This is a genomic window from Bacteroidota bacterium (assembly GCA_034723125.1).
GTDB lineage: Bacteria > Bacteroidota > Bacteroidia > CAILMK01 > JAAYUY01 > JAYEOP01.
Genome location: JAYEOP010000503.1, coordinates 1 through 8,115 on the forward strand (window position 1 = coordinate 1; position 8,115 = coordinate 8,115).

Sequence of the window (8,115 nt, forward strand, 5' to 3'; positions counted from 1 at the left end):
TTAACTTCAAAAGTATCTTCTGTTGAATAATTATGAGTAGGATTTTCATTTGTGCTTGTTGTTCCGTCATCAAAGTTCCAGAACCATGTCATTGAACCTGAATTTATTGTTGAGTTATTTGTAATAATAAATTGATGTCCGTTCATGCATTGGTCGCTATCGTTAAATGAAAATGATGGCTGTGGCTCAGGATAAACAATAGTTGATTTAATTAATGAATCTTTACATCCTAAAGCTGATGTAACTATTAGTTTCACATTAAATGTGTCGTCAGAAGTATAAGAATGTGTTGGGTTTGTAAAAGTGGATGTGTCTGAATCTCCAAAATTCCACAAATAAGAAATGCTTCCTGTTGAAATATTCGAGCTGTTGGAAAAAACATAGCTGTTTCCATAATAACATTGTGCAGAATCATTTATTGAAAATACAGAATTCGGCATTGGGAAAACATAAACGGTTTTGGTAATTGAATCAGGGCAACCTTCCCCTGAATACACAAGTAATTTCACTTGAAAAGTATCTGAAGTAGCAAATGAATGGGAAGGATTTTTAGAAGTTGAAGTATCACCGTCCCCAAAATCCCAATAGTACGATAATGAACCTGAACTTATTGAAGATGAATTTGTAAAAACAAAATTATTTCCCCTTAAACATTGGTTACTATCGTTTACTGAGAATCCCGAATTTGGCATTGGGAAAACAATATTTGTTTGGTAAGCTGAATCTTTACATCCGAAATTTGTTGTTGCCAATAATTTAACTTCAAAAGTATCACTGCTTGAATATGAATGGTTAGGATTTGTTGCAGTAGAAGTATCATTACCGCCAAAACTCCATAAATACGACAAAGTATCGTAAGCAATAGTTGTATTATTTGTAAAGATAAAATTATTTGCGGTAAGACACTGTGCTGTATCATTTAATGAAAATCCAGCATTTGGCATTGGTCTGATAAACACATTTTGAATTGAAGTATCAACACAAGCTGAATCGGATGTTGCTATCAGCATTACTGCAAATGTATCCGCAGTTGTGTATGTTTTTGGAAGAACATAAATAGATGTTGAAGTATCACCACCTCCCAAATCCCAATAAAAGCTCAAAGAACTTGTTGTGCTGATTGATGAATTATTATCAAAATAACATAAATTACCACTAAGGCATTGCAATGTGTCGTTTACACCAACAACTGCATTAGGGCTATAAATTACCTCTAATTGATGCGTTGAGGAATCCATTCCTTTGTGGTCGTAAGTTGTAACTAATTTTACCGTATAAATTCCTGGATTAGAATAGGAATGAACAGGGTGTTGAACATTTGATGTATCACCATCACCAAAATGCCATTTAAAGTAATCTATTGTTCCGCTTTCAATTGTTGAGGTATCTGTAAAAACAAATCTGTTTTCATTAAAACATTGTAAAGTATCATTTATGGTAAATCCTGTATTAGGTCTTGGGTAATTAATTACTGAGTGATAAATACTGTCAATAATATTGCATCTGTAAATTACAAGTAAAACATTATAATTGCCTGTATCTGAAAAGGCATGAACAGGATTAAAAGCTGTAGAAGTATCACTTGTTCCTGTTGTAGGATCGTTAAAATTCCAAAATACAGAATCAATTCGTTGTGAATCTGCAATCATAAAAACAGTTATCATGTCTTCATAGTTGTTGCTATAAGTATAACCATGATTGGGGTCAAAATATGATGCTACAAAAGTTGGTAATCCGTATCGACACCTACGAGAACCAAGGGAAACACCATTTGATTGGTATCCGCATGAACTACCAAGTTTGTTAGGATATTTAATTACAGATAAATTATATTTATAATTTCTGGAAATATAAATTTTGCCGTCAGAAGCAAGTTGTAAGGCACCAAAACCTCCTGAAGATTCTGTAGCAACAGTAGTTTGAGAATTTTTTATTGCCGTTGCTGAACCGGCAGCGAGATTCCATTGCCAAATTTTAATACTGCCCCCGTAAGAACCCCATCCGCCACCGTAAAGAACATTTCCATTTGGAGAAAATGCAATTCCATAAGCACCTTTAAAATTATCTTTAAATCTAATTGGGTTGGAAACGATTCCTGTGGTATAATCAAAGTCAAATACCTCAAATGCTCCTGATGAACTGCTACACCAATTAGCCCAATAAGATGTACAACCATCATAAGTTATTGCTAATGCTATTTTTCTACCGTCAGATGATGCTTTTAAATAGCCTCTGGAATTTCCATAACCACTTCCATCACCTCCTTGATGTACTGTTCCAACTGTACTAATAACAGGAGTTGTAACAATACCATTTGGTGTAAGAAGAAATGCATAGAATTTACCACCTGCATTACTACTTCCTTTTGAGTATCCGTGTCCGATAATCCAAATGTCAACATTATTACAATGCCTTACAGCGGTAATTTTTTCAGCCATTTTTATGCCTGATGGTGTTAGTAGTTGGTTTTTTGAACTTGAGGTGGGGGTAGGCACATCTCCTAATCCACTATTCAACGACATATCAACTATGGTGTATCGTAATCCATGGTTCAGGTTATTTTGTGTTGCATCAATTGTAAAAACATAAAAGGTATCAGGATTTGTAGGGTGTGGAACAATAACACCCGATTGAGTTGCTGATGAATGACCGTAAAGTCCTGTTTCCATTGTTTGATGGTTAGCGTTCCATATTGTCATGCCGTCTGTATAAAAAAGGAGATTGCCTGCTGAATCAGAAATTGTAGCACTTCCTTCAAGATTATTGGTTTGACCGCTATAAAAAGCAACAGGGTTGCCTGTACTAAAATTTAAGCCTGCATGATTACCAAAGCACCAAACATTTCCTTGTCCTGTTTGAGAATAGGATAGTTTGTTAAAAACCAACAATATTGCAACAAGCAAAAATATTTTGAAAAAATTGTTGTGCTTATTTTTTGCTTCTTTATTCATTTCAATTAAAAATTTTTAAACGAAATAATTTTAATGTTATTTTAAAATAATTTTTTTGACATCAGTAAAATTCCCTGAACTTATTTTTATAAAATAAAAACCTTTTGATTCATTACTGATATCAATCATTTTATTTATTTTTCTGTTGTTATTTAATTTTTCATAAAACAATACTTTTCCTTGAATATTATAGATTGAAACAGATAGCCTTTGTTTTAATGGATTTGTTATTTCAATATTAATTTTTCCATAAGTTGGATTTGGATAAATTTTTATATTCGAAAATATTTTTACGTTATTTATGCTGTTAACAGTATCAAAAGTAATAATTATTGTATCGGAATTTGTACAAGCATTGCTGTCTGTAACATGTACAAAAATGCTATTGCTTCCATGCTTTAAATTTGAAATATTGCAAATCAATTTGTAAGCTGTAGAATTATCACTCCATAGTATGCTATCAAATTCCGGATTTGCACTTAAAATTATTGAATCTTTAAAAGTAAGACTTGTATCATTTCCGAGATTAATAATCGGTTGAGGGAAAACAGTCATTTCTTTTAGTGTTGAATCACCACAGTCCTTGTCTGAAATGGCTAATAGTTTTACAAAGTAATTCCCATCAGAGGAAAAAGAATGTTGTGGATTTAATAAGGAAGAATTATTGTTGTCACCAAATTGCCATGAAGAATTGAGAGTACCTGTAGCTATTGTTGATGTATTTGTAAAAATAAATTTATTTCCATTAAGACATTGGGTGCTGTCGTTTACTGTAAAATTTGATTCAGGATTTGGATTAATAATTACCGAACTATAAGTAGAATCAGTACAACCAAATACAGAGTTGACTAATAATTTAATTGAATAATTTCCTGAATTTTGATATGAGTGCTGAGGATTTAAAACAGATGAATTATTGTTGTTACCAAATTGCCATGAAGAATTGAAAGTGCCTGTAGCTATTGTTGAGCTATTAACAAATTGAAAGTTATTTGTATTAAAACACTGAATGGAATCAGTGATATGAAATAAAGCTGTTGGTTCGGGATTTACTAAAATCGTTTTAGTTATAGAGTCTTTGCACATGTAATCTGATGTTGCTAAAAGCTTAACATGAAAAGTATCACAGCTATTGTAGGAATGTGAAATATTCGGATGTTGGGTTGTAATTTTATCTCCAAAATTCCATAAATACACCATTGTGCCTGATGAAATAGTTGTGTTGTTATAAAATTTAAAATTATTGCCGTTAAAACATTGAGAACTGTCTGCAATTGTAAAGTCAGTTTCCGGTACAGGATGGACAAAAACTTTTTTTATAAGTGAATCTTTGCATAATTGATCTGACTTTGTAACTAATTTTATAAAATAATTTCCATCATTTAAATACGAATAAGTAGGACTTAAAAATGTTGATGTGTCGTTGTTTCCAAAATACCAGTTGTTTGAAATAATTTGCCCTGAGGAAATTGAAGATAAATTGCTGAATTTAAAACTATTTCCTGATAAACATTGGGAAGAATCATTTACACTGAAATTCGCAATTGGTGTTTCATGTAGCATAATTTCTTTTTCAACGGAGTCTTTACAGTTGTAATTAGATGTTGCTAAAAGGTAAATAGATTTTTTGCCTTTGTTTAAAAAGCTGTATGATGCATCTTTAGATGAAGAAGTACTTTCTTGTCCGAATTCCCAAAAATAGGATAAAGTTCCTGAACTTATTGAGGAATTATTTGTTACAATATAATTGTTTCCATCAAAACACTGAGCACTGTCGTTTATAGAAAAATCTGCTGTGGGCATTGTTCTTACATAAATATTTTTTGTGATGGAATCCAAACAATTAAAATTGGAAGTAGCAATTAATTTAACAGAATAAATACCTTCGGAAGAATATTGATGTGTAGGATTCAATGCAGTTGAAGTTGTTAAATCACCAAAGCTCCATAAAATATTGCTAATGCTACCTGAATTTATTTCTGTAGAATCATAAAATGTAAATGAGTTAAAATCAAAACATTGAGAAGAATCATTTGCTGAAAAATTAGTTTTAGGATTTGGGAAAATATGAATTGTTTTTGTAGTTGAATCTATGCATTGAAAATCTGAAATTGCTATAAGCTTTACTTCAAAAGTATCATCAAAAGTATAAGAATGTGAAGGATTTGTAGAAGTTGAAAACAAAGTGTCGCCAAAAGACCAATTGTAATTTATGTTTCCAGAGGAGATTGTTGAATTATTTGTAAAAGAAAAGGAATTTCCTTCAAAGCAAGATGTACTATCGGAAAGAGTGAAGCTTGCAACAGGAAAAGGTTTTATTGATATGGAAATGCTATCTATATCAGTATATCCATAACCTGCATCTACAATTACATAGTACATTCCTGAGGAATCAACTGTGAGCATTTGCGTTGTTGCAAGTGTGTCTGTTGAATTTGTATCTTTCCAAACATAAGAGTAACCCAATCCATAACCTGCATCGATTATAAGACTTTGTCCTGAGCAAAAAGTAGTGTCATTGCCAAGGTTTATGTTAGGCACATCAATAATTAAAATATCATCAATTGCAATATCACTTAAAAATCCAGAGCCTGTAATTCCTCTGAAACTAAGTTTGTCAAGATTTTTTAAATTACTCAAGTCAATAAGTTCCGATTGCCATGCACTTCCATGATTTCCAGAGATAGATGTTGAAAAATCATTAACCCATGAATCCGCAGTATCTACATCAAAATGCAAGGAACCCATATCTGAGCCATTCATACTGTACCAAACTTTTATGTGTGGATTTGCGGCTAAAGTAAGGTCAATGTCAGGAGTGAAAATACTGGCTGTTTTATTATAATTTCCTGATGCTTCAATATAATAATAATAACTTCCGTTATGTGCGGAATTAGGTCCTGTGCCATAAGTTGGTGTTACTCCAGATTTGCGTATCCAGTCAATATTATCATTACTTGATTGTAGCCAGTTACCACTTCCGTTTTCAAAGCTTTCTGTGTAAGGTAAAATTTTAATGATTTTGTATGGAAAATTTAAAGTGTCGTTAGTATTATTACCATCAGCAGTTGTGTTAGGGTCAGAAGTCCAGAGTTTTAAACTATGTATCCCATGCGAAAAATTGATTGTATCAATTATAACTGATGTTGAAGAATATTGTGCAATATTTCCTGTCCAGTTAAATAACGATGGTGAACTTCCATCTACTGAGAGTTTTATTTTAACTGAAGTAAGATTGTTTGCACCATAATTTTTTATTGTTGCTTTTATATATTTTTTCCTTTCAACAGAAACATTGGTAACACCTGCATCATTGGCTATTTGACCGCTAATAATTACATCATCAATACAAATACCATAACCATATTTTGCAATTCCATGAAAAGCAATCTTGTAAGTACTACTTGGGTTTGGCAAATTTACAGTTCGTAATGTCCAATTTGGTGTATTTGAGGTAAATGATGTTATTTGCACCCATAATGAAGAAGAATTTTTTTTGTAATAAATTGATAGTTTATCCTGATCTGTCCCCCACTGTTCTCGTGCTTCATAAAATTTTAACTGAACATTTCCCATTCCTCCTAAATTAATTGAGGGAGTTACCAATTTACGAGTAGTAATCATCGACCATAAATAAGCGTTTCTTGTTCCGCTGTGTGCTGTTGCTGGATGTTTGGAGCCATTGTTAAAATGTCCACCATTATTTATTGACCACACATCAGAGCCGCTTACTGCCTCCTGTGTCCATCCTGTAGGCAAGGAGGAGGAAGAATTAAAATCCTCAGAAAATAGCGTTATTTGAGCTGTAAGATTTTGAATTTGAAATAGTAAGAAAAAGAATAAGATCGTTTTAAGAAATATATGATTTAGTGATGTCGTTGTTTTTGTATTCATAGTTAAAAGAAGTGATAAAAGCGTTGTTAATATATTTTTTGCAAAGATAATATCTTTTGAAAAAATGGCATAATAAAAATTATTCAAACTCACTATTACATTTTTAATTACAGTAAAATAAGTGCAATTAATAAAGACGGTATTTTAAGTAAAAAAGTTGCATACAATGGTTTCTGATGAAATAAAGCTCTTTGCCTTATGATGAAAAACAATACTCAATTTTAAAATATAACAACCTGAATTCAGGTTATTTGCTTAGAAGTTCCCTTTTATAAATAAGTGCTTTTTTTTTTAACTATTTGAAAAGGTAGTACTTCAAAAAGAGATTAAATCTAAAATTTAAACATTCCAGCAATTACTTAGAACAAAATTTGATTATTTGAAAAAAAAGGCATACCTTTGAAAGCTTATTAAAAAACTGATTTTCATGAACAGACGATTGATACATATTATTTATATTATATTATTAATCGTTTTTCTATTACCAAAAGAAGTCTTCTCTCAAAAATACATAAAATATTATGTTAAAGACAATACTATAAGTTTTGTTGCTGAAAAGAGTTTGAGGAAAATTGTTGATCAAGAAATTTTAAAGGAAAATCATCCTGATGATATACCATTTATGGTATTAGCAAAAACCTTTAGTAGCGTAAAATTAATTGTTTTTGAAATAAAACAAGATGCAAGCTTATCTGAAGATATTGACCTTTTAGAATTAAAGTATAGTAATAAAAATGAATTTAAACTGTTAAAAAGTGATATTAAAGAATTTAACCAAACGAATATTGCTTTTATTGAAATGACATACACCGAAAATGATAAGGAAGTATATCATCTAATATATGAATCATTTTATAAAGCTGGTATTTTAATAAGATTTAGCTTTAGTTGTCCAAAGAAAAAAATGGATAAGTGGAAACCGATAGCTTGGGATATGATAAAATCATTGAAAATAAGATAAATTTATAAAAAAAAATTCATTAATTTTAATGAAATAAGTAAATAATAATAAAATATGGCATTTACATTAAAAATAGGAGATTCGGCACCAGATTTTGACTTGCCGGCAACAGATAAAAAAAATTATTCGTTAAAAAAATTTAAAAAGGCAAAAATACTGGTAATCTTTTTCACATGTAATCACTGCCCTTCAGTTATTGAATCGGATGAAAACACAAAAGATACTGCGGAGATGTTTAAAGATGATGGAGTGGAGTTTGTTGCAATAAATTCAAATAGCAAGAAAACCAATAAACTAAATGATTTTAAA

At 31.0% G+C, this 8,115-nt stretch carries 4 protein-coding genes; 2 read left to right on the forward strand and 2 right to left on the reverse strand.

Annotation, left to right across the window (positions count from 1 at the left end):
• Both U9R42_13020 and U9R42_13025 read right to left on the reverse strand, forming a co-directional pair.
• Positions 1–2,951: PKD domain-containing protein (locus tag U9R42_13020; GenBank protein MEA3496940.1), on the reverse strand; the 2,951-nt coding region annotated here is incomplete at its 3' end.
• Between the two features lie 36 nt (positions 2,952–2,987).
• Entirely contained in the window at positions 2,988–6,845 is a 3,858-nt protein-coding gene (locus U9R42_13025; GenBank protein MEA3496941.1) for a PKD domain-containing protein, read from the reverse strand.
• A gap of 427 nt (positions 6,846–7,272) precedes the next feature.
• On the opposite strand from U9R42_13025, the gene U9R42_13030 reads away from it, so the two are divergent.
• Together U9R42_13030 and U9R42_13035 are read left to right on the forward strand one after the other, a co-directional pair.
• Positions 7,273–7,806, forward strand: a complete 534-nt coding sequence (locus U9R42_13030; protein ID MEA3496942.1) for a hypothetical protein — start codon at positions 7,273–7,275, stop codon at positions 7,804–7,806.
• A gap of 54 nt (positions 7,807–7,860) precedes the next feature.
• Positions 7,861–8,115 (forward strand): redoxin family protein (locus tag U9R42_13035; GenBank protein ID MEA3496943.1); only part of this gene is annotated, 255 nt, incomplete at its 3' end.

Coding starts and splice junctions, on each gene's coding strand:
- U9R42_13025 (MEA3496941.1), bottom strand. CDS start 6,845: ATGAATACAAAAACAACGACATCACTAAATCATATATTTCTTAAAACG.
- U9R42_13030 (MEA3496942.1), top strand. CDS start 7,273: ATGAACAGACGATTGATACATATTATTTATATTATATTATTAATCGTT.